The organism is Nocardia halotolerans (genome assembly GCF_042650145.1).
GTDB lineage: Bacteria > Actinomycetota > Actinomycetes > Mycobacteriales > Mycobacteriaceae > Nocardia > Nocardia halotolerans.
This window is the reverse complement of sequence record NZ_JBHSDL010000030.1, coordinates 248471-269185: the sequence shown is the minus strand read 5'-3', so window position 1 is coordinate 269185 and position 20715 is coordinate 248471. Positions and strand designations below refer to the sequence as shown.

The window sequence follows — 20715 nt, the reverse complement described above, 5'->3', positions numbered from 1 at the left end:
ACCTCCGGTAAGGCGATAGCATCGGCGGCTGTGGCGACCGACTTCGACATCGTGGTGATCGGCGCGGGCCAAGCGGGGCTCTCGGCGGGCTATCACCTGCGGCGGTTGGGGTTGACGCCCGAACGCGACTTCCTGATCGTCGACCACGCGCCCGGGCCGGGTGGGGCATGGCAGTTCCGGTGGCCGTCGCTGACCTTGACCACGGTGAACCGGGTGCACGATCTGCCGGGGATGTCGTTCGCCGAAACGCTGCCACCCGGCTCGGCTTCGGCACCGGCCGCCACCGCGGTGCCGCACTACTACGAGCTCTACGAGAAACGCTTCGACCTGCGGGTGCACCGGCCGGTCTCGGTGCGGGTGGTCTGCGATCGGACCGCCGACGGGCACAGTTGCGCGGGCCGCGGCGAGGTGCTGCGGATCGAGACAGAGGGTGCGGGTGCCCTGCGCACGCGCGGGCTGATCAACGGCACCGGCACCTGGGAGCACCCCTTCGTCCCCCGCTACCCCGGCGCCGACACCTTCGCCGGTCGTCAACTGCACACCCGCGACTACCGCACGGCCGCGGAGTTCGCCGGCCGGCACGTGGTGGTCGTCGGCGGTGGCATCTCCGCGGTGCAACTGCTCGACGAGATCTCACAGGTGACCTCCACCACATGGGTGACCAGGAGCGAACCCCGCTGGCGGGAGACTCCGTTCGCCGAACAGGACGGACGCGATGCGGTGGCCCTCGTCGAGGACCGGGTGCGGCACGGTCTGCCGCCCGGCTCGGTGGTGTCGGTGACCGGGTTGCCGCTCGACGACCGGTTACGGGCCGCCCGCGCCCGGGGCGCACTGGATCGGCTACCCATGTTCGAACGGATCGAGCGGAACGGGGTGCGCTGGGCCGACGGCAGCTTCCGGGAAGCGCAGGTGATTCTGTGGGCCACGGGCTTCCGCAGCGCCCTGGACCACCTGGCGCCGCTGCGGCTGCGCGGACCCGGCGGCGGCATCACCATGACCGGACAGCTGGCGACGCGGGTGGCCGACGACCCGCGGGTGCACCTGATCGGTTACGGCCCCTCGGCCAGCACGATCGGCGCCAACCGCGCCGGGCGCGCCGCCGCCCGCGAACTGACCGATTACCTCGGGATCAGTCCAGACCGGCGCTGAAAGTGGCCGGGTCGGGGCCGATGCGCGCGCCGGTGTCGAGACGGTTGATCGCCTCCATCGACTGCCCGTCGAGTTCGAAGGTGAACACGTCGAAGTTCTCGGCGATCCGCGTGGAGGTGACCGATTTGGGAATCACGATATTGCCCAGCTGCAGGTGCCACCGGATGATCACCTGTGCCGGGGTGCGGTCGAGTTCCTTCGCGATGGACACGATGGTGGGATTGTCGAGCAGCGTGCCCTGCCCCAGCGGGCTCCACGCCTCGGTGGCGATCGCGTGATTGGCGTCGTAGCCACGCAGATCACGCTGCGACAGGGTGGGATGCAATTCGATCTGGTTCACCGCCGGGATCTCGCCCGCCTCGGCGATCAGGGTCTCCAGGTCGGCGATCCGGAAATTCGAGACCCCGATCGAACGGATCCGGCCCTGGGACTTCAGTGCCTGGAACGCGCGGAACGTGTCGACGAATCGGCCGGCGGCCGGTGCCGGCCAGTGGATCAGATACAGGTCGAGATAGTCCAGGCCCAGCCGCCGCATGCTCTCGTCGAACGCGCGCAACGTGCTGTCGTAACCCTGCTCGCTGTTCCACAGTTTGGTGGTGATGTAGAGCTCGTCACGCGCGATCCCCGACGCACGGAGCGCGCGGCCTACGCCTTCCTCGTTTCCGTAGACCGCGGCCGTGTCGATACTGCGGTAGCCGACTCGCAACGCCTCGGACACCACTGCAGTGACATCTTCCTCGGGCACCTGGAACACACCGAAGCCGAGCTGCGGGATCACGTTCCCGTCATTGAGCACGAAGGTGGGGACAGAGCTGCTCTCACTACGGAAGGTCACCCTCCGACCGTAGAAGTGGTTCGGGGTGGCGTCAACGACAGGACCTGGTGTGTTTCCGGCCGAGGTTGCCTCCGCGGACTCAGTACACGGCTCCGGCGAGTCCGATCCGCCGGTATCGCGCCTGCCGCAGGCCGCGCAGTTCCGCCGGGTCGCAGGCGCGCAGACTTGCCAGTTCGGCGGCGATCGCGAGCACCGTGCGGCGGGCGAAGGCGACCGGCTCGTCGGCGGCGTCGGGGTATTCCTCGACGATCCGGTCGACCACCCCGTCGGCGCGCAGGTCTTGCGAGCGGATGCCCTGTGCGGCGGCCAGCTCCGGCGCGTGGTCGGTGTCGCGGAAGACGATGGCGCTGGCGCCCTCCGGCGGCAGGGGCGCGAGCCAGCCGTGCCGGGCCGCCAGCACACGGTCGGCGGGCAGCAGGGCCAGCGCGCCGCCGCCGGTGCCCTGGCCGAGCAGCACGGACACGGTCGGGGTGTCGAGGGTGACGAGGTCGGCCAGGCAGCGGGCGATCTCCGGGGCCAGCCCACGTTCCTCGGCCTCCTTGGACAGCGCCGCGCCGACGGTGTCGATGACCAGCACCAGCGGCAGTCGCAGCTCGGAGGCCAGCGCCATCGCCCGGCGTGCCTCGCGCAGGGCAGCCGGGCCCATCGTGTGCTCGCCGAACTGGCCCGCCCGGTCGTGGCCGAACACCACACAGGGCTGACCACCGAACCGGGCCAGTGCCAGCAGCACGGTGTGGTCGGTCTCGCCCCGGCCGGTCCCGCTCAGCGGAACCCGTTGCGTCACATGCCGAAGCAGGGCACGGATGCCCGGTCTTTCCGGACGCCGGGTGCTGAGCACCGAATCCCAGGCACCGGCTGCCGAATTCGCCCCGACTGCCGGATTACGCACGGGCGCAGCCCAACCCGGCTCATGTGCGACGGCGAGCACCGCGCCGGTCGCCACACTCAGCGCGCGATGAGCGATGCGGCGGAACACCGCCACCGTCACCACACCATCGATCACGCCGTTGCGGTACAGGTTCTCGGCGGTCTGCACACCGGTCGGAAACGGCTTGCCGTACAACGCTTCATAGACCCGTGGCCCGAGGAACCCGATCATCGCGCCCGGTTCGGCGAAAGTGATGTGCCCGAGCGAACCCCACGACGCGAACACCCCGCCCATCGTCGGATTACGCAGGTACACCAGATACGGATGCCCCGCCGCCTTGTGCACCGCGACCGCACCCGCGATCTTGATCATCTGCACGAAAGCGACTGTGCCCTCCTGCATCCGGGTACCGCCGGAAGTGGGTGAGGCGATCAGCGGCAAGCCCGACTCGGTGGCGCGCTCCACGGCCGAGACGATCCGCTCAGCCGCGGCTACACCGATCGACCCGGCCAGAAACCCGAACTCACAGGCGATCACCGCCACCCGGCGGCCGCGCAACAAACCCTCACCGGTGAGCACCGACTCATCGGCACCCGAACGCTGCGCCGCGGCCACCAGCTCGCGGCGGTACCGCGGCGAAATCGCGGGCTCGACCGGCCGTCGATCCCAACTCACGAACGATCCGGAATCGAGCAACTGGCCGATCAGATCCCGCGCCGACATGTGCACACGACGAGCCTAGTGGGCACACCGCCGAGCCGGGCGACCTCAGTCGGGTGTGCGGGGTTGCGGCCTTCATCGCGGCAACCCCGTCACCGGCTCAGTGGCCCTGCATCACCTTGCGCAGCGCGTACTCGGTCAGCGAGACCAGAGCCTGCTTGGCCGGTTCCCTGCGCCGCGCGTCGAGCGACAGGATCGGCACGTCGGCGGGCACCGCCAGCGCCTGGCGGATGTCTTCGAGGGGGTACTTCGGGGCGTCGTCGAATTCGTTGAGCGCCACCAGGAACGGCAGGCCACGAGCTTCGAAGTAGTCGACCGCCGCGAAGCTGTCCTCGAGCCTGCGGGTGTCGACCAGCACCACCGCGCCGATGGCGCCGCGGATCAGGTCGTCCCACATGAACCAGAACCGGTACTGGCCCGGCGTACCGAACAGGTACAGGACCAAGTCGTCGGCGAGGCTGATCCGGCCGAAGTCCATCGCCACCGTGGTGGTCGACTTCTGCGGGATGCCGGTCAGGTTGTCGATTCCGGTGCTGGCGTTGGTGACCAACGCCTCGGTACGCAGCGGAACGATCTCCGACACCGCGCCGACCATCGTGGTCTTTCCGACACCGAAGCCACCGGCGACAACGATCTTCGCCGAGGTCGGCTTGGTCGTGCGGGTGTCGACCTGCGCCGTCGAATCAAATACGCCGGAGTCCACTGAGAACCCTTTCGATCAGCTCGCGACGTTCATCGTCGCTGGAATCGTCTTTCAAAGTTGCCGAAACCCGGACATGACCGGCTTCGATCAGGTCGGCTACGAGTACCCGAGCCACCCCGATCGGGATGTACAGCTGGGCAGCTATCTCGGCAACGGACGGCGATTGCCTGCACAACTCCACGATGGACGTTTCGAGGTTGTTCAGTTCGAACTGCCGCTCCATGGCGACCGGATGCGATGCGACGAGTGCCTCCAGCGCCAACTCGACCGCCGGCCTGGTACGGCCGGCAGTCAAGGAGTACGGGCGGACGAGACTGGGCTCGGCGCTTCCCATGCGGTGATCGTCTATGTCCATCCCACCATCAGGAACCCATCGTGACGCGTGGCGTGGCCTGAACTGTCTGGCCCACACGCTCGACCAACAAAGCCATTTCGTATCCGACCTGACCGATGTCGCACGACGTGTTGGTCAGGACCGCCAGATACGAGCCGTCGCCCACTGCCATCAGCAATAGGTAACCGTGCTCCATCTCGACGACGGATTGCAGTACCGTACCGCCTTCGAACAGATTCGACACGCCGACGGAAAGACTTGCCAGACCGGCGGTCACAGCGGAGAGCTGTTCTGCGCGGTCCACCGGCAGCTGGGCACTCGCGGCCATCAGCAGGCCGTCGGCCGAAACCAGCACGGCATGGGCTACGCCAGGAACCTCGTTGGCGAAGTTCGAAACCAGCCAATCCAGCTGACGGTTAGTACCACCTAGATCGGGGTTCATCGGTCTCCTTTGTCTCCGGTTAGGTTCATTGCCTTCATTGCGCGGCCATCCCGGACGCCCTGCTGGTGACGACTCAAGCTGGACCTGATCGTGTCGGGATCACGTTGTGGTGTGCGATGGGCCGCGCCGTTCACGCCACCCGGCACGAGCCTTCCGCCCGGATTGCGCTGTGGCAAACCGGCGGCGGTACGTGCCGCGGGCTTGGCTTCGCTGGCCCGGCGCGCAGCCTGCCAACCTTCGTCACCCGGAGATTCGAAGGCGGCGGCCGCCTGGGACCGATCGGAATTCTCATCCGTGAGCCACGCCGACATCATCTCCGCGAAAATCGGCGTTCCGCCCATCACGGAATCGCCTTCCGGTGCCGGCTGCAACCTGGTCTGGAAGAACGACGCAGCCTTGGCCGGATTCGACTTGAAGCTGTGCCGACCCGGATCACGCCCTGCCGACGCAGCGTTCTCCGGCTCCGCAGGATCCCGATCCCGTTGCGGCAGAGCCACTCCTGGCCCGGCGTTCGCCTGCGGTACCACAGTAGCGCCGGGAGCGCGCTGAGGCAGCCCATTCGCCGCACCGGGGCGTTCCGGTGCGGACTGGTTCGGGTCCCGCTGCGGAAGACCGTTCGCGGGGTTGCGCTGCGGCAGACCGTGCGCACCGGAATCACGCTGGGGGGTAGCGGCATTCGGGGCGTCCTGGGGCGGGCGGCCGCTGGGCTGTGCACGCTGGGGCAGGCCGTTGGCGGGATCGCGCTGCGGGAGGCCGCTGGACGGATCACGCTGCGGCAAACCACCAGTGGGCTCACGCTGCGGCAAACCGCCCGACGGGTCGCGCTGCGGCAGACCGCCCGAGGGGTCACGCTGCGGCATGCCACCAGTGGGCTCACGCTGCGGCAGACCGCCCGACGGATCGCGCTGGGGCAAGCCACCGGACTGGTCGCGGTGCGGCAGTCGTGGTGTCGGTTCGCGCTTCGGCAGGCTGCCCGACGGATCACGCTGCGGCAAGCCACCCGAAGGGTCACGCTGCGGCAAGCCGCCCGAGGGATCACGCTGCGGCAAGCCAGTCGAGGGGTCACGCTGCGGCAGACCGCCCGAGGGATCACGCTGCGGCAAGCCAGTCGAGGGGTCACGCTGCGGCATGCCGCCCGACGGATCACGCTGCGGCAAACCACCCGACGGATCACGCTGCGGCAAACCACCCGACGGATCACGCTGCGGCAAGCCAGTCGAGGGGTCACGCTGAACAGCACCCGAGTCTCGCTGTGGACCGCCGCTACCTGCGGCACCGCCACGCTGTGGCAGGCCGGTCGAAGGATCGCGTGGCACATTCCCGGACCCACGCTGCGGCAGACCGGTGGACGGATCGCGCTGCGGCATGCCACCTGAAGGGTCACGCTGCGGCATACCACCCGACGGATCACGCTGCGGCATGCCACCCGACGGATCACGCTGCGGCAAGCCGGTCGACGGATCACGCTGCGGCGCGCCGTTGGCACCCGGCGACCGCTGCGGCAGACCGCCTGCGGCACTCTGCTGCGGCTTCGCCGGATCGCGCGGCGGCTGGGCCGAGTCGCGCGAGGGCGCGCCATTGGCACCGGGCTGCCGCACCGGCAGACCACCGGCCGACTGTTGCGGGCCGGCGGGCTTGGGCTCCCCCTGCTGGGCGGGAGCGGGCGGACGCGGGGTGGCGCCGGATGCGAGGTTGCGCTTGGGCAGCGCGGCCGCGGCGAGCTTGCCGCGCTGGGGCACGTTGCCCTGGCCGGGCACCGGCGGGCGCAGGGTGGGCGAGGACTGCGCGTCCGCGTCCTGACCCTGGGCCATCGCATTGCCCGGCTGACGCTGCGGCAGGCCGCCGGGTCCGGTCGGGAGTGGCCCGCTGCCGGGGTCGACGGTGACCATCACGTTGCCACCCGGGGTGCGGGTGATCGCGCGGGTCTGCATGGTGCTCTGCTGGTTCTGCGGCTGGTTCTGCGGGTTGGGCCGCTGCTGCTGTTGCTGCGGTGCCGGGGTCACCGGCAGCTGCTGCTGTTGCGGTGCCAGCACCGGGCCGCCGCCCGCGCCGGACACGATCAGCCCGACGGGGACGTGCACGGTGACGGTGACGCCGGGGTCGCGCGCGGTGTCGAAGGTCGGTCGCAGCCGTACGACGAGTCCGTGGCGTTCGGCCAGGCGGCCGACCACGAACAGACCCATGTGGCGTGCGGTGTCGGGGCCGGGCTCGGCGGCCTGGCCGAGCCTGCGGTTGATGTCGGCCATCTCCGCGGGCGGCATACCGATGCCGCGGTCGGCGACCTCGATCAGCAGCCCCTGGTCGTGGGCCTGGGCGAAGGTGAACTTGACGTCGGTCTCGGGCGGGGAGGCCCGCAGCGCGTTGTCGAGCAGCTCGGCGAACAGGTGTGCCAGGTCGGAGGCGGCCGGTTCGACCAGTGAGCCGCGCGGGGTGGCGCCGAGCTTGACGCGCTCGTAGTCCTCGACCTCGGAGATCGCGGCACGCAGTACGTCGGCGATCTCGACCGGGGCCGACTTGGACCGGCGCTGTTTGGTGCCGGCGAGGATGAGCAGGTTGTCACCGTTGCGGCGCATACGCGCGGCGAGGTGGTCGAGGCGGAAGAGGTTCTCGAGCAGGCGCGGGTCCTTCTCGTCGTACTCCATCGCCTCGATGAGGGTGAGCTGATGGTCGACGAGCGACTTGGAGCGCCGGGCCAGGGTCTCGAACATGTCGTTGACCTGCGAACGCATCTGCGCCTGATCGCTGGCCAGGCGCAGCGCCTGGCCGTGGATGTCGTCGACGGCGCGGGCCAGCTGGCCGATCTCCTCGTCGGAACGCACCGGCATCGGTTCGAGCGGCACGTCCTCGGGCGAGGCGCCGTTGCGCAGCTGGGCGACCTCGTGCGGCAGGTCGGATTCGGCCACACGCAGTGCGGCCAGACGCAGGCGGTGCAGCGGCACGATCATCGAGCGCGCGACGAACACCGCGAGCAGCAGCGCGGCGAGGATGGTCGCGATCACCACGCCGGTGTAGGTCCAGGCGCCGGTCGCCGCGGCGCTGGTGAGGTCCTCCATGGAGGTTTCGATGGCCTGGGTGGCCAGGTCGACGACGCCCTCGTAGCCGACGAGGCTGGTGTAGAGCGAGGTACGCAGCTCACCGACGGGCAGCTTGCCCGCCTGCACCTCGGGCCCGCTCACCAGGTTCTGGCGTACGTCGGCCTGGGCCTTGAGGTCGGCGATCACCTGGTCGCCGTCGGGGAAGCGGTTGGCGAGCACATCGAGCAGGTGACGCTCGGTGCTGACGCCGGTGAGGAAGGTTTGTGCGCCGGCCAGGTCGCCGCGCAGCAGCTGGGCCAGGCCGGCGAGCTCGTCGACGAGCACCGAGCGGGTGTTGAGCGAGTCGACCAGGCGCAGCTTGGCGGTGTCCATGATCGGGTCGCTCACCTGGGCGACGGTGGTCTCGACGATCGCGACACTGTCGATGCGCATCTGCTCGACGGAAGCGAGCGCGGGTTCGGCCGTGGCGGTGAGGCCCTTGCCCTGTGCGCGCACGTCCTTGGCCTTGGCGATCATCCGGTCCAGGGCCGTGTGGGCCTTGGGCAGGTCGACCAGGCGGGGCAGTGAGCCCTCCGCGGCGGTGATGGCGGTGTCCAGATCGGCGAGGTCCTGGTCGGTGACCAGGGTGACGCCCGGTCCCGCCGGCACCAACTGGCTACCGGTCACCTTCGCCGAGGTGGCACTCAGCGCGGTGACGTTCGGGATCGTGTCTACCTGCTCCTGGATACTGGAGAGCCTGCTGGCCTCCGAGAACTCCGCGGTAATTCTCGACACGCCGAGCCCGACCGCGACCGCGAGTGGCACGGCCAGTACAGCCGTAACCTTCCAACGCAGGTCCCAGTTGCCGAGCGCCCAGCGCTTGCTGCCGGACCTAGCGGCGTCACGCATCTCCCACTCACTTTCCAAACTGGCCTCGTACCGTGCGCCATCACGAACCTCCACAGGCGCAATGGTGGCTCGCCAGTGGGTGCTGGCCGAGAACTGCGGCTGGCCGAGAAATTGCGTCTACGACTGCCCGAATAAGTGACATCAGATTCTAACGGATCAATAACTTCTTGGCCGACACCCGGTAGCGGTCCGTGCGATGACCTGCCCGTTCCAGGCAAAACCAAAGGTCGCGGCACCGCGTCAGGTGTCGCGTGAAGTCTGCCACAATCATCAGGATCTATCGAGCGGACATCGAAGCGAGGCTAGGGAGTCACGGGTTTGGACACCGAACACGAGTACCGGCCGGTCTATCAGACCAGCCTGGTCGACCCGGCTCACTTCTGGTCCGATGCAGCTCAGGGCATCGAGTGGGATGTCGAACCGCAACAGGTGGTCGATGCCGCCGACAAGCGCTCGGCGCGCTGGTTTCCCGACGGCCGGCTCAACACCTGTGTGAACGCGCTCGACCGCCATGTGCGGGCCGGAACCGTGGCCGAAGGTGGGCACGCGGATCAACCCGCTCTCATATATGTCTCGGCTATGACGGAGAAGACCACCGTCTATACCTATGCCGAATTACTCGACGAGGTAGCGCGTTTCGCCGGTGCCATGCGTGAGCTCGGGGTGGGCGCCGGTGATCGGGTGGTGATCTATCTGCCGATGATTCCCGAAGCCGTGATCTCGATGCTGGCGTGCGCGCGTATCGGCGCGGTCCATTCGGTGGTGTTCGGCGGATTCGCGGCCCCCGAGTTGGCCGCCCGCATCGACGACGCCGAGCCGGTACTGGTGATCACCGCGTCGGGCGGGATCGAACCGGGCAGGCGCATCGAGTACCCGCCGATCGTGTTGCAGGCCCTGGAGCTGACCGAGACCACGTCGGTGCGCACGGTGCTGGTGAAGCAGCGACGCCCGTTCCCGACGATCGAGTTCGCCGCCCCGCAGCCCGCCACCGACGTGCTGCCCGCCTCGGAGCAGACCGTGGCCGCCCGCTGGATGGACTGGGACGACACCGTCGCCGGTGCGAACCACGCCGACCCGGTCTCGATGGCCGCGACCGATCCGCTCTACATCCTCTACACCTCCGGCACCACCGGGAAGCCCAAGGGCGTGGTCCGTGACAACGGTGGGCACGCGGTGGCGCTGGCCTGGTCGATGCGCAACATCTACGACGTGGGCCCCGGTCAGGTGTTCTGGGCGGCCTCGGATGTGGGCTGGGTGGTCGGGCACTCCTATATCGTCTACGCGCCCCTGCTAGTCGGTGCCACCACTGTGCTCTACGAGGGCAAACCGGTCGGCACCCCCGACGCGGGTGTGTTCTGGCGCATCGTCGACGAGCACGACGTGCGGGTGCTGTTCACCGCTCCCACCGCGCTGCGCGCGATCCGCCGGGCCGACCCCGAGGCCACCGCCGCGCACCGCCACGACCTGTCGCGGTTGCGCGCGCTGTTCTGCGCCGGCGAGCGCCTCGACCCGGCCACCTTCGAATGGGCCTCCGACACCCTGCTGGCCGAGCATCCCGACACTCCCGTGGTGGATCACTGGTGGCAGACCGAGACCGGCTGGCCGATCTGCGCCGATCCGCTCGGCCTGCAGGAACTACCGGTCAAGTCCGGTTCGGCCGGGGTGCCGGTGCCCGGTTACCGGTTGCGCGTGCTCGATGCGAACGGCAACCCCGTGCCCACCGGAACCGAGGGCAACATCGTGATCGGGCTGCCGCTGCCACCCGGGTGCCTGACCGGGCTGTGGCGCGACCGGGAGCGGTTCATCCGCTCGTACCTGTCGGCGTTCCCCGGGCACTACCTCACCGGCGACTCCGGTTACTTCGACGAGGACGGCTACCTCTACGTGATGGGCCGCAGCGACGACGTGATCAACATCGCCGGGCACCGCCTCTCGGCGGGCAGCATCGAGGCCGCGATCGCCGGGCACGACGCCATCGCCGAGTGCGCGGTGATCGGCATGCCCGACGAGCTCAAGGGCAGCCTGCCGCTGGCCTATGTGGTGCTCAAGCAGGGCGTCGAGATCGATCCGGAACAGTTGCGCGCCGAGCTCATGGACCGGGTCCGCTCCCAGATCGGGGCGATCGCCACCCTGCACGACGCGATCATCGTCTCCGGCCTGCCCAAGACCCGTTCGGGCAAGATCCTGCGCAAGACAATCCGCCAGCTCACCGCGGGCGAGCACGTGGAGACCCCGGCCACCATCGAGGATCCCGCGGTGCTCACCGCGCTGGCCGACCGCATCCTCGCCAATCCCCCACTGGGCAATCCCCCGATCACCGACGCCTCGGCGCCCGATCACGACGGCGACCCGGTGGCACCCGGTTCCTGAACCCGCCCGCCGCCGGGCGCCACCTAGGATTGCCGCGTGACTGCTACCGCAACTGTGCTGGTCGTCGACGACGACGAGGATGTCCTCGCTTCGGTCGAACGTGGCCTGCGTCTGTCCGGCTTCCAGGTGCTGGTGGCCCGCGACGGCGGCGCCGCCCTGCGCGCGGTGTCCGAGCACGCGCCCGACGCGGTGGTTCTCGACATGAACATGCCGGTGCTCGACGGCGCCGGGGTGGTGACGGCGCTGCGGGCGATGGGCAATGACGTCCCGATCTGTGTGCTCAGTGCCCGCGCCTCGGTGGACGACCGGATCTCGGGGCTGGAGTCGGGTGCCGACGACTACCTGGTGAAGCCGTTCGAACTGGCCGAGCTGGTGGCCCGGATCCGCGCCCTGCTGCGCCGCCGCACCGACGCACTCGATTCGGGCACGCCGGGTGCGATCACGGTCGGCCCGTTGCAGGTCGATGTCGCCGGGTATCGCGCACTGTTGCACGGACGCGAAATCGAGCTCACCAAACGGGAATTCGAATTGCTGTCGACGCTGGCCAGGAATGCGGGGGTGGTGCTCACCCGCGAGCGGTTGCTCGAATTGGTGTGGGGATACGATTTCGTCGCCGACACGAATGTGGTCGACGTGTTCGTCGGATACTTGCGGCGCAAGCTCGAAATCGATGACACCCCCAGGCTTTTGCACACGATTCGTGGAGTGGGGTTCGTGCTGCGGGAATCGAAATGATCGAAGCTCCGCCGAAACGCCGCCGCAGGCAATCGTTTTCGTTGCGAACGCGAGTCGCGGCGGCGGCGGCGGCCGGAGCTGTCATCATCGTCACGATCGCCGCATTCGTGGGTTTCCAGGCGATCGAACGCAACAATGTGACCCAAACCGATCAGCAGCTCGAAATCGCTTCGCGGATCGTGTTGATCGAACCGGTGCTGGCGACCGGATTCGTCAATCTCACCGGATTGCAGAACACCATGGCGCTCACCGTGCGTGACAACGGCAAGGTGACCGCGTCCAGCTCCACCCAGTTGCCGAATCTGGTGCCGGGTTCCCGGACGGTCGAGGTGAACGATCAGCCCTACCGGGTGCTCACCACCACCGAGAACCAGCCGGCCGGGCGCACGGTGTCGCTGGCCATCCCGACCACCGAAGCCACCAAGGCGACCGCCGAACAGCAACGCTGGGTACTCGCGGGCGCGGCGATCGCGGTGGCCGCCGCCGCGGCGCTGGGCTGGTTGCTGGCCGGTGGCGCGGTGGGCCCGATCGTGAAACTCACCCGGCAGGTCTCGGCGCGCAGCGCCTTCCCCGACCCGGACAACCCGGCCCAGCCGGTCGACGGTTCCGGTGTCGACGAGGCGGTGAAGCTGGCCGAGGCGGTGAACACCATGCTCGCGCGCGTCGACCAGGCTCAGGCCGAAACCGCGGCCGCGCTCGAGACCGCACGCGACTTCGCCGCGGTGTCCGCGCACGAACTGCGCACCCCGCTCACCGCGATGCGCACCGACCTCGAGGTCCTGCGCACGCTCGACCTCACCGACGAGCAACGCCGCGAGATCCTCGACGACCTGGCCCGCAGCGAAACCCGCGTCGAGACCACGCTGTCGGCGCTCGAGCGGCTGGCCCGCGGCGACCTCACCGCCGAGGCCGACCACGTCGCCACCGATGTGGCCGATCTGTGCGACCAGGCCGCCCACGACGCGGTGCGCCACCACCCCGGCCTGTCGGTCGACATCGATGCCGACGCCGAACTCGTCACTCGCGGCCTGCCCGCCGGTCTGCGCCTGGCCGTGGACAACGCGCTCACCAACTCGGTGCGCCACGGCGGGGCCACCCACGCCGTCGTCTCCGCTCACCGCACCGCCGACGAGCGGATCGTGATCGCCGTCGACGACAACGGAACCGGTGTGCCGGTCGCCGAACGGGGCACGGTGTTCGCCCGGTTCTCGCGCGGTTCCAACGCCACCAAGGGCGGCTCCGGTCTCGGCCTGGCCCTGGTGGCCCAGCAGGCCCAGCTCCACGGTGGCCGCGCCTACTTCGAGGACAGCCGGCTCGGTGGCGCCCGCCTGGTGCTGGAACTGCCCATCCGCCCGGCCACCTGACCCCGCGACACCCCCGGACCCCACATCCGCGCCCGGTGAGACGTCGATCACCCATAATTCGCCGTGACGATGTCCTGCGCGTCGGTGTCCATCACAGGAGCAGCGGAGGAGGTGCCGCGTGACTTCGACGTCACCCGCAACCGAGCCAGAGCTGGATGACGCGACCCTCGCAGGTCGGGCGCGTGACGGCGATGTCCGGGCATACGAGCAGCTGGTGCTGCGCTACCAAGGACCGATGTTCCGCCTGGCCGCCAGGATGCTGGCCGACCGGGCCGAGGCCGAGGACGTTACCCAGGAGGTGTTCCTCAAAGCCTGGCGCACCATCGCCCGCCTGCACGACGACGCCGCGTTCGCCGGCTGGCTCTACCGGATGACCACCAACCGGTGTCTCAATGTGCTGCGCGCCCGGCGCCCGGCCACCGAGGTGGACCCCGAGACCACCGTGTCCACCCACCTCGACACCCGGCCCGACCACGCGACCGAGGTGAGCACTCAGATGGCGGCGCTGTCCGACGCGCTGCAAACGCTCACGCCCGAACAACGGGCCTGCTGGCTGCTGCGTGAAGTGCACGGCCGGTCCTACGACGAGATCGCCGAGATCGTCGGCGCCAACCGCACAGCGGTGCGCGGGCGGATCGCGCGTGCCCGAGCTCAACTGGCAGAGGTGATGAAGCCATGGCGGTGACCCACAGCACCACCGACAACGACTACCTGCTCCCGTGCGGACGGGGGCTCGAACAGGTGTGGGACAGCCTCGACGACAGCGAAGCCGACGCCCACGAATCGTCGTGCCCGCACTGCGCCGCGGCCAGGGAAAGCCTGCTCACGCTGCGCAACGCCACCCGCGAACTCGTCGACGAACCCGACCCGCCCCCACCGGATCTGTTCGGGCGCATCATGTCGGCCGTGCGCGCCGATGTGCGCCGCGGGCGCACCCTCACCCTCGACACGCCCCATCCCGGCGCCATCCAGGTGAGCGAACAGGCCATCGCCGTGGTGTTGCGCTTCGCCGCCGACACCGTCGACGGGGTCCGCGCACGCGGTTGCCGCGTGCACAGCAGCGAACCCGGCGACGACGGTGAACTCGTGATCGCCGTGGAGATGTCGATCGCCGTGCGCCACGACGTGCCCGACATCGACGACGTGGTCACGCTGGTGCGGGAGCGGGTGCGCGCGGCGGCCTCGGCTCGCGTCGGCGTGCGGTTGGGCACCCTGGATCTCGTCGTCGCCGACCTCTACGAGGAGCAGCGATGACCGAGACCGAACTCGTCGTCGGCGACCCCGTGATCGCCGGTGTCGCCGCCTTCGCCGCGGCCCGGGTGCCGGGGGTGGCGCGGCTCGAGCCCGGCGTGCTCGGCCTCGTCGGCCACCTCGCCCGCACCGGACGCCAGCTCTGGGTGGGGCAGGAACCGGTCGCCTCGGCCGGTGTCCGGGTGCGCCGCGCGGGCGGGCTGCTCGCCATCCAGGTCGATCTGGCGCTGACCTCGGCCGGGCACGTGGGTGAGGTGGGCCGGGCGGTGCAGCGAGCTGTCGCCGCGGCGGTCACCGAACACACCGGCACCGAGGTCGACGAGGTGTCGGTGTATGTGCTCGATATCGAACCGAGGCGAACGTGATCAGCGAAACCGAAATGATCGACCGGATCGTGGCCGCGATCGATGCCGTCGACGACGTGCATCCCGCGGTCCCGATGGGTCTGCAGAACACCCGGTGGCTGCCGTGGAACGCGGGCCGCGCCGCCGTCGACCTCACCGACGCGGTGGTGGAGATCCGCGTCGTCGCCGCGAGTTTGCCGCTACACCCCCTGCTCGACGAGCTCGACGCCGCCGTGCGACCGCTGCTGGCCGGTACCCCTTGGGCCGCCGCGCGATTGCGCGTGCACGTCGTGGACCTGCACACCGAGACCTTCAGCGACCCAGATCACGATCCCGGGCCGTGACGATTCACCGTTCACGGTGTCCTACCAGTGTTAGTTCGATCGACAACTGTTGGCACACAACACCATCGGGAGTGGACATGACGAACACCAGCACCGACACCACCAAGGCCGGCGACAAGACCGCCGCCGAGGGCGGCAACCGCCCCAGCGCCCTGGTGACCGACCAGGGCACCACCACCATCGCCGACACCGTGGTCCAGAAGATCGCGGGCCTGGCCGCGCGTGAGGTACGCGGCGTGCACGAACTGGGCGGCGGCACCGCCCGCGCCATCAGCGCCCTGCGCGACCGCATTCCGGGCGCGTCCGCCAGCACCGGTCAAGGCGTGGCGGTCGAGGTCGGCGAGAAGCAGGCCGCGGTCGATCTCGACATCGTCGTCGAATACGGCGTCGCCATCGCCGAACTGGCCCGCGCGGTGCGCCGCAACGTGATCACCGCGATCGAACAGATGACCGGGCTGGAGGTCGTCGAGGTGAACATCAACGTCAACGACGTCTACATCGAAGACGACTCCGAGCAGGAGCAGCAGCCGACTCGCGACCGGGTGCAGTGACATGAACGCCACCACGATCTGCCTCGTCATGGGTCTGTCCCTCGGATTCGCCGCCGCTTTCGGTGGGCTGGGCGCTTTCGCCATCGTGCTGATCTTCGGTGGCCTCGGCCTGCTGATCGGGCGCTGGCTCGACGGTGAGGTCGACCTGTCCGGGCTGCTGCGGTCCGCGCAGGATCGGAGCGGGCGATGACCACCGCCGCCGCGCGGCCGCGCGGTGACGCCGAACTTCCCGGGGCCACCACGATCGACGATCGCGTCGTGCGGCGCATCGCCGCTCGCGCCGCGACCGAGGTGGCCGGGGTCGAGCCGGATGTGCAGGTGAGCGCGGAGGTCGTCGGGGCCGGCGCCACCCTGCGCGTGCGGTTGCCGGTTCGGTATCCGTTGCCGGTCGCGCGCGTCACCGACGAGTGCCGCGCGCATCTGATCGCCCGGACCGAGGCCCTGACCGGGCTCGCCGTGCCACGGGTCGACATCGAGGTGTCGGCCATGGTGCGCGAACCACCGGAGAGGAGAGTTCGATGACACGTCGTCCGCGCCGGGTGGTCCCGGCCGTCGTCGTCGCGCTCGTGCTCTGTGTCCTCGCCGTGCTCGTCGTGGTGTCGCTGATCCAGCGGCTCACCGGCGCCAGGGAGTGGGTCTCCTACGACAGCATCGCCACCCGGCTGCACGACACCACGTGGGGCAGTGTGTGGGTGCTGGGCGTGGGCGTCGTGATCATTGTGCTCGGCCTGGTTCTGCTCGCGGCGGCGGCGCTGCCGGGCAAGCCGGTGGTACTCGCACTGGAGTCCGGCGATGGCATCGAGGCCGGGATCACCCGGCGCAGTCTGCGGCACGCACTGGCCGACGCGGCCGGTCGGGTAGAGGGCCTGGACAAGACCCGGGTGCGCCTGCGTAGCAAGAAGATCCACGTCGCCGGGCACACCCGTCACGGCATCGAGCGGACCGCGCAGGAGGTGGGCGAGGCCGTGGCCGACCGCCTCGACCGCATCAAGCCGGCCACCGTGCCGCGCCTGCGCACCAGCCTGCGCCCGATCGGTCACGGAGGTGAGCGATGACCACCGCCAACCGGCCCGCCCGGCTCAACCGTGGCCTGCTCGGCGGGCTCGGCGTGCTGCTCGCCGTGGCGGGTGCGCTGCTCATCGCCGCGCACCTCGGCGCTTTCTCCCGGATCTCGCGGGAATCGCCGCTGGTGCCCGGCACGGCCGAACCACACCCGGTGGTGTTCTACCTCGCGGTCGCCGGCGCCGTCGTACTCGCGTTGGCCGCGCTGCGCTGGCTGGCCGCCCAGTTCACCCGCATGCCCAAACGCACTGTGTGGAACCTGGGCGACACCGGCGAGCACGGACGCACCCAACTCGCGTCCAGCACGGCCGCCGAACCGGTGGCCGCCGACATCGAGAGCTACGACGGGGTCCGTTCGGTCTCCGCCCGGCTCTCGGGCAGCGGGCTCGCACCCGAGCTGCACCTGCTGGTCGGGACCGATCCCGATGCCGACCTGACCGCACTGCGTGGCCGGATCCTCGAACACGCGGTTCCCCGGCTGCGAACGGCCCTGGAGCTCAGCGCGATTCCGGTGGCGGTCGAATTCCGCATCGCCGATCGGGGACGGGTGCAGCGCACAAAATAGGTACAACGCGCGAAAGCCCGCGCTCACCGTCACGGTGAGCGCGGGCTTTCGCGTAGAGCTAGCCGATCAGGGCAGGACCTGCGGGATCGACTCCGGGATGACCAAACCCATCACGGCGCCGATCACGGCACCGGTCAGCGCGGTGGAGACCACGCCGGGGATGGCGCAGAAGACGTAGCCGATGATGAAGGCGGCCAGCGCGGGGATGCACAGGATCGCCGCGGCGATCGCCCCGACCGTGGCGCCGGCGGCGGCACCGTTCTGGACCGGGTCGTGGTTCATCGCGGCGGGATCGGTGGCGATGTTCTTCAGCTCGGCGGTGGTGTCGGCCGAGATCTGCGGCGCCACCTGGAGCGAACGGCCGTCTTCGGAGATCACCGAGGCCAGCGCGATGGCATTGCCGCCGACGGTGTTCAGGGTCAGCGGCAGCTGGCCCACGGTGTCACCGGCGTCGGAGATCACCGAGACCGAGGTGGCGTCGGGGGTGAGCACGAAGCGGGCGTTGTCGACCGAGGCGGAGATGGTGCGCAGGTCGGGCGAGACGACGGTGTCGTAGCCGACGCCCTCGGAGGTACCAGCACCCGACAGCGAACCGGCGATCTGCGCCTGACGCTCGGCATGGGCGTCGGCCGAGGCGGTGCCCGTGGTGACCAGCGTCGCGGCGACGGCCAGCGGCAGCGCCGAGAAGACGGCACGGCGGCCTGCGCGAGTGATGGTGCGGTGGAACATATTCGATGATCTCCCTCCCGAAACCCCCGAAGAATCCTCCGAACTCCCGGACGAATCGAAAAAACTCAATGACAATTGTCCCGAGATTTGTACCAAATGGGAGTGAGCGATGGAAGTCGTTGTGACACAACGAATACTGACCTCGGCTAACTATGAAACAGCGACTGGTCAGTTATGTTCGCCAGCATACCGGCGGCTACCGCCCCCGCCCGCTTCCTCACCGAACTCTCAGACAACCCCCACGACCGGCACCGAAGTCCCCCGATACCGTCGCCACCGTGATCCACACACGCGCCCGCCTGCTCTGCCTCACCACCGCCGTCCTGCTCACCGGCGGCACCCTCGCCGCCTGCGCGGGCCAGGATTCGGCACCCACTGGCATCGCCCTGATCAACGCCGACACCGGCCCCACCGGGGAACGAGTGGCCCGAGCCGTGCAGGACGCGGGCGGCTACGAATGGACCGTCGCCGAGCCCGGCGAGATCGACGCGGGCGACTACGCCGCGGTGATCACCCTGCCCGCCGACCTCACTACCGCCATGGCCACCCTGGCCACCCCGCAACCGCAGCGGGCCGAGCTCACCGTCACCACCCACGAGGACGCCGACACCGACACCGTGAACGGCGCGGTCGACGTGGTGACGCACCGGATCGGTGCCTCGGGTGTGGACGCGGCACTGTCGGCGGTGTCGCAGGCACGCAACCAGATGACCTCGGTGCAGTTCACCGCGCAACTGCTGAGCGCGGGCGTGAACGCGGCGGCCGACGGCGCCGACCAGTTCAGCGGCGGCGCCGAGGAGATGCTCGGCTTCCTCGACCACGCGAAACAGGGTGCGGGCCAGCTCACTTCGGCCATCGAGTTGCTGAATCAAACAGTCGACGGCGCGGCCGCGCAGGCCGACCAGCTGGCCGACGCGCTCGGCGCCACCGGCTTGACCATCGCGCAGGTGGAGCAAAGCGCCACCAACCTCGGCTCGGGCCTGGACCAGATCCTGCCGCTGCTGCGTTCACTGCCCTTCGCCGGTGACCCGCAACTGGCCGACATCATCACCAAACTCGAAGCACTGCAAGGCGTGTCGAACCAGGCAGGCACCCAGCTGGCCGGCCTGAGCGCACTGACCGGCGCCGCGGTCGACCCCGACACCGACCTCGGCACCCTGCTGCGCACGGTCGTGGCCCGCCTCCACAGCGCCCGCGACCAGCTCACCCAGGGCGCCGAACTGGCCAAGGACCTACCCACCCTCGCCGAACAGGGCGGCGCCCAACTCCTCTCGGCCATGGAACAACTCACCGGCGGCGTCGGCGCCCTGCAGAACATCGTCGGCAACCTCAACACCCAAACCGGCAAAGCCCTGGAGGCCCTTCCACCCCGCGGCCAGTCCCAGCAAACCGCCCTCGCCCTCGCCCTCACCGACCCGGTCGAGGTCGTCCACGAGTAACCCGTTCGATGACATCCGGGATGAATCACCGCCCCGGCTACAGTGGACGGCGATGACTCCCGGGACGGCCTTGCGCCACACACAGATCGGTGACCCGGTGCGCTGCTGAGCGCCGGTCGGGCCGCCGCGGGCCCACCGCCCGATCGAGAATCACGCGCCGTCGCGCGCGCGCCGCCTCCTTCGCGTTGAACACGACTCGAACAGCAACTGCGACAGGAGCATTCATGACCACAAAGTCTTTGGAGATCCCCACCCCCGACGGTACGGCCGACGCGTTCGCCGCCTTCCCCGACCACGGCGAACATCCGGGGGTGCTGATGTATCCGGACGGCTTCGGCATCCGTCCGGCGCTTCGGGAAATGGCCGAAGAACTCGCGGGGCACGGGTACTACGTCCTGGTTCCCAACCTCTTCTACCGGCACGGCCGGGCACCGGTGATCGATCTGCCGGATCACATCGACGAAGACCTGCGACCCGCGATCTTCGCGCAGCTGATGCCATTGATCGAAGCCCACACCCCCGAACGAGTCCGGCGCGACGCCGACGCCTACCTTCGGTTCCTCACCACGCAGCCCGAAGTGCGCGTCGGACCGGTCGCGGTCACCGGCTACTGCATCGGCGGTCTGCTGGCGACGCGCACCGCCGCGGCCCACCCCGCCCTGGTGGCCGCCCTCGCGGCCTTCCATGCCCCGGTGGGGGCCGACGGCCCGGAGGCGCTGGCCGCCATCACCGCCGAGATCCACTTCGGCCACGCGGAAAGCGACCTGACACCCGAGACGCTGGGCGAGCTCAACCGGGCCATGGAGGCCGCGGGACTGGACTACACCTCCGAAATCTACCCGGGCACGGTGCACGGCTTCACCATGCCCGACACCTCGACCTTCGACGCCGCCGGGCGGCAACGGCATTGGGACCGTCTGGTCCCGCTGCTGCGCGATGCCCTGGTCCAGAGCTGAGGCTGTACCCGCGTGCCCTGCGGCTCGGGCC

General features: G+C 69.5%; 22 protein-coding genes. 15 read left to right on the top strand and 7 right to left on the bottom strand.

The window, feature by feature from the left end; translation table 11 throughout:
• Positions 1-30 precede the first annotated feature (30 nt).
• On the top strand, positions 31-1149 hold the full coding sequence (locus tag ACFO5K_RS24685) for an NAD(P)-binding domain-containing protein (protein WP_378567691.1): 1119 nt from the start codon (positions 31-33) through the stop codon (positions 1147-1149).
• On the opposite strand, the gene ACFO5K_RS24680 is transcribed toward ACFO5K_RS24685, so the two are convergent.
• The 6 genes from ACFO5K_RS24680 to ACFO5K_RS24655 all read right to left on the bottom strand — a co-directional run bounded on the left by ACFO5K_RS24680 (position 1130) and on the right by ACFO5K_RS24655 (position 8974).
• Positions 1130-1984, bottom strand: a complete 855-nt coding sequence (locus ACFO5K_RS24680) for an aldo/keto reductase (RefSeq protein ID WP_378567688.1) — start codon at positions 1982-1984, stop codon at positions 1130-1132. The two genes, ACFO5K_RS24685 and ACFO5K_RS24680, sit on opposite strands and share 20 nt — an antisense overlap.
• Positions 1985-2063: 79 nt before the next feature.
• Positions 2064-3575, bottom strand: a complete 1512-nt coding sequence (locus tag ACFO5K_RS24675; protein ID WP_378568315.1) for a carboxyl transferase domain-containing protein — start codon at positions 3573-3575, stop codon at positions 2064-2066.
• A 97-nt stretch (positions 3576-3672) separates the two neighbouring features.
• Positions 3673-4275, bottom strand: a complete 603-nt coding sequence (locus tag ACFO5K_RS24670) for a GTP-binding protein (RefSeq protein ID WP_378567685.1) — start codon at positions 4273-4275, stop codon at positions 3673-3675.
• On the bottom strand, positions 4256-4630 hold the full coding sequence (locus tag ACFO5K_RS24665; RefSeq protein ID WP_378567682.1) for a DUF742 domain-containing protein: 375 nt from the start codon (positions 4628-4630) through the stop codon (positions 4256-4258). The genes ACFO5K_RS24670 and ACFO5K_RS24665 overlap by 20 nt, the downstream gene beginning before the upstream one ends.
• 7 nt (positions 4631-4637) lie before the next feature.
• The gene (locus ACFO5K_RS24660) at positions 4638-5051 is read right to left on the bottom strand and encodes a roadblock/LC7 domain-containing protein (RefSeq protein ID WP_011207200.1); all 414 of its coding nucleotides are present in this window, start codon (positions 5049-5051) and stop codon (positions 4638-4640) included.
• Complete coding sequence (locus tag ACFO5K_RS24655; protein WP_378567679.1) at positions 5048-8974, bottom strand: ATP-binding protein; 3927 nt, start codon at positions 8972-8974, stop codon at positions 5048-5050. Before ACFO5K_RS24655 ends, ACFO5K_RS24660 begins: the two co-directional genes overlap by 4 nt.
• Before the next feature lie 318 nt (positions 8975-9292).
• Between ACFO5K_RS24655 and ACFO5K_RS24650 the strand changes: the two genes are divergently transcribed.
• From ACFO5K_RS24650 to ACFO5K_RS24595, 12 genes are all read left to right on the top strand, one after another.
• On the top strand, positions 9293-11344 hold the full coding sequence (locus tag ACFO5K_RS24650; RefSeq protein WP_378567676.1) for an AMP-binding protein: 2052 nt from the start codon (positions 9293-9295) through the stop codon (positions 11342-11344).
• A 36-nt stretch (positions 11345-11380) separates the two neighbouring features.
• Positions 11381-12079, top strand: a complete 699-nt coding sequence (locus tag ACFO5K_RS24645) for a response regulator transcription factor (protein WP_378567673.1) — start codon at positions 11381-11383, stop codon at positions 12077-12079.
• Entirely contained in the window at positions 12076-13443 is a 1368-nt protein-coding gene (locus ACFO5K_RS24640) for a sensor histidine kinase (RefSeq protein WP_378567670.1), read from the top strand. Before ACFO5K_RS24645 ends, ACFO5K_RS24640 begins: the two co-directional genes overlap by 4 nt.
• 118 nt (positions 13444-13561) lie before the next feature.
• Positions 13562-14128: an RNA polymerase sigma factor gene (locus ACFO5K_RS24635; protein ID WP_378567667.1), complete on the top strand. Its 567-nt coding sequence runs from the start codon at positions 13562-13564 to the stop codon at positions 14126-14128.
• On the top strand, positions 14119-14697 hold the full coding sequence (locus ACFO5K_RS24630) for an Asp23/Gls24 family envelope stress response protein (RefSeq protein WP_378567664.1): 579 nt from the start codon (positions 14119-14121) through the stop codon (positions 14695-14697). Before ACFO5K_RS24635 ends, ACFO5K_RS24630 begins: the two co-directional genes overlap by 10 nt.
• Entirely contained in the window at positions 14694-15059 is a 366-nt protein-coding gene (locus ACFO5K_RS24625; RefSeq protein ID WP_378567661.1) for an Asp23/Gls24 family envelope stress response protein, read from the top strand. Before ACFO5K_RS24630 ends, ACFO5K_RS24625 begins: the two co-directional genes overlap by 4 nt.
• Complete coding sequence (locus ACFO5K_RS24620; RefSeq protein ID WP_378567658.1) at positions 15056-15382, top strand: hypothetical protein; 327 nt, start codon at positions 15056-15058, stop codon at positions 15380-15382. Before ACFO5K_RS24625 ends, ACFO5K_RS24620 begins: the two co-directional genes overlap by 4 nt.
• A gap of 77 nt (positions 15383-15459) precedes the next feature.
• On the top strand, positions 15460-15933 hold the full coding sequence (locus ACFO5K_RS24615) for an Asp23/Gls24 family envelope stress response protein (protein ID WP_378567655.1): 474 nt from the start codon (positions 15460-15462) through the stop codon (positions 15931-15933).
• Between the two features lies 1 nt (position 15934).
• The gene (locus tag ACFO5K_RS24610; RefSeq protein WP_378567652.1) at positions 15935-16123 is read left to right on the top strand and encodes a hypothetical protein; all 189 of its coding nucleotides are present in this window, start codon (positions 15935-15937) and stop codon (positions 16121-16123) included.
• Entirely contained in the window at positions 16120-16455 is a 336-nt protein-coding gene (locus ACFO5K_RS24605) for an Asp23/Gls24 family envelope stress response protein (protein WP_378567649.1), read from the top strand. Before ACFO5K_RS24610 ends, ACFO5K_RS24605 begins: the two co-directional genes overlap by 4 nt.
• Complete coding sequence (locus ACFO5K_RS24600; RefSeq protein WP_378567646.1) at positions 16452-16988, top strand: DUF6286 domain-containing protein; 537 nt, start codon at positions 16452-16454, stop codon at positions 16986-16988. Before ACFO5K_RS24605 ends, ACFO5K_RS24600 begins: the two co-directional genes overlap by 4 nt.
• Positions 16985-17560: an alkaline shock response membrane anchor protein AmaP gene (locus ACFO5K_RS24595; RefSeq protein ID WP_378567643.1), complete on the top strand. Its 576-nt coding sequence runs from the start codon at positions 16985-16987 to the stop codon at positions 17558-17560. Before ACFO5K_RS24600 ends, ACFO5K_RS24595 begins: the two co-directional genes overlap by 4 nt.
• A gap of 66 nt (positions 17561-17626) precedes the next feature.
• Here ACFO5K_RS24595 and ACFO5K_RS24590 read toward each other — a convergent pair whose 3' ends face one another.
• A complete protein-coding gene (locus ACFO5K_RS24590) occupies positions 17627-18289 on the bottom strand; it encodes a hypothetical protein (RefSeq protein WP_378567640.1) in 663 nt (220 codons plus the stop codon).
• Between the two features lie 278 nt (positions 18290-18567).
• Here ACFO5K_RS24590 and ACFO5K_RS24585 point away from each other — a divergent pair, with 278 nt between their 5' ends.
• Both ACFO5K_RS24585 and ACFO5K_RS24580 read left to right on the top strand, forming a co-directional pair.
• Positions 18568-19728: a hypothetical protein gene (locus tag ACFO5K_RS24585; protein ID WP_378567637.1), complete on the top strand. Its 1161-nt coding sequence runs from the start codon at positions 18568-18570 to the stop codon at positions 19726-19728.
• Positions 19729-19952: 224 nt separating this feature from the next.
• Positions 19953-20684, top strand: a complete 732-nt coding sequence (locus ACFO5K_RS24580) for a dienelactone hydrolase family protein (RefSeq protein WP_378567634.1) — start codon at positions 19953-19955, stop codon at positions 20682-20684.
• Positions 20685-20715: the final 31 nt, after the last annotated feature.